The following is a 1422-nucleotide window of genomic DNA, read 5'->3' on the forward strand; positions in this document are numbered from 1 at the left end:
GAGCGGTCATCGGTGCGTTGTTCCTTTCGGAGATCACAGCGGACGCCTGTAAGACCAATGAGTATTCCTTGAGAACCGCCCAGCGAATCTCCAAGGCTGCCCGACACGCTGCCCATGGGATCGCTTCGTATGTCGAGAGACACCCAGACATCAAGGCTGAGATTGTGGCTGAGGTAGGCGCAGAGGCTCTATTCCGGGCCTTAGCGACTTAACGCCGGATAATATAAAGAAAATCTCAACGACCATCTTCAGGTCAAAGCATCGACCAGCTCATCGACCAGACCCAGAGGGAGAGGGGTTGTTAATTACAACTCCCCTCATCTCAAAGGGCATCTTTAAGACCATCTCAAAGGAGACCTTCCAACATGACCAGCATTGTCTGCCCAGCTAACTCACGCCTCACCGAACAAGATATGTCAGTCTTGTCTACTGTATTCCCTCGACCAGCTCGAACCCAGCTCATCGAGTTGCGTCGTGCTCTTAGTGACCATCGCTCCAACTTCAGGACCTACAAGGCTGGACAGGTCACCTTCGATATGGACGGTGTGGCCCAACGGGTCCTCGCTAAGTGTCCCCAAAAGACTCTCGACCGTTTGAACCAACTACTTGAACAAGGGTTGTGTCTTCAAGCCATCGCCTCGACTCACTTGAGGATTCCATTAAGTGGCCCTGAAGGAATCTCACTCACAACTTAAAGGCGTCCGTCAAGACTGTCGTTAAAAACCCTCACTATGGGTAAGACAGGAAGACCAACAACAAAATAATTTCTCTCTGCCATTGCTGCACAGCCGTTGCCACGGTTGAACCCTTCGCAATACCGATGCCCTTTAGGCCCGCCATGTCCTGATCGACCAGCATCACCAATACCCAAACCTCAAATCAAGAACTCATCCGTCAGCCTTGGAAGGTGCCCACGCGGCTCACTCCTTGCCGTCTTGTCGTGCGCGTCTATGGCACCAAGGCTGAGCGAATGGGTCACCTCACAGGAGAACCCAAACCATGAAAATCACCATCACGAAAGTCCTGAAGAACGAAGTCACCGTGTCGGGCCAGACCCTGAACCGTGAGTACGTCGAGAACATCATGTTGCCCATGCTGGTCGCCCAATGCGGGACCGTTAAGGGCCAGCAATTCGAGATCGTTAAGGCGTTCGATGAGGCCGGTCTGTCGCTCCAAGCGATTCCCGTAGTTGCCCGAGAGTACCGCCAGCATCAGTACGAGGACACCCAAGAGAAGGCCCGTAAACAGGCTGAGGCCAATGCCCATGCTGAGCGGTGCCGTGAGCATACGCCCCGAGAGATCGCCCAAGCGAAGGCTGATCGGGAAGCCCGAAACGCTGCCATTCGTGAGCATGGTCAGAAAATTCTGGCTGCTCGTCGTAGCAATAGCGGTGGCTGGTAACAGCACTTCCCTCGACACACA

The 1422-nt window shown here is 53.9% G+C and carries 1 protein-coding gene and 1 pseudogene; both read left to right on the top strand.

The window, feature by feature from the left end:
* Positions 1–212, top strand: a pseudogene (locus QME24_RS24690) (hypothetical protein); the annotation flags it as partial.
* Positions 213–999: 787 nt separating this feature from the next.
* Positions 1000–1401, top strand: coding sequence for a hypothetical protein (locus QME24_RS24695; RefSeq protein WP_280091927.1), 402 nt, complete (start codon positions 1000–1002; stop codon positions 1399–1401).
* Positions 1402–1422: the final 21 nt, after the last annotated feature.

Source organism: Pseudomonas sp. PARCl1, assembly GCF_947311875.1.
Lineage (GTDB): Bacteria > Pseudomonadota > Gammaproteobacteria > Pseudomonadales > Pseudomonadaceae > Aquipseudomonas > Aquipseudomonas juntendi.

What these genes read in the sequence shown, in the direction of transcription:
- QME24_RS24695 (WP_280091927.1), top strand. Translation starts at nt 1,000, where the DNA reads ATGAAAATCACCATCACGAAAGTCCTGAAGAACGAAGTCACCGTGTCG.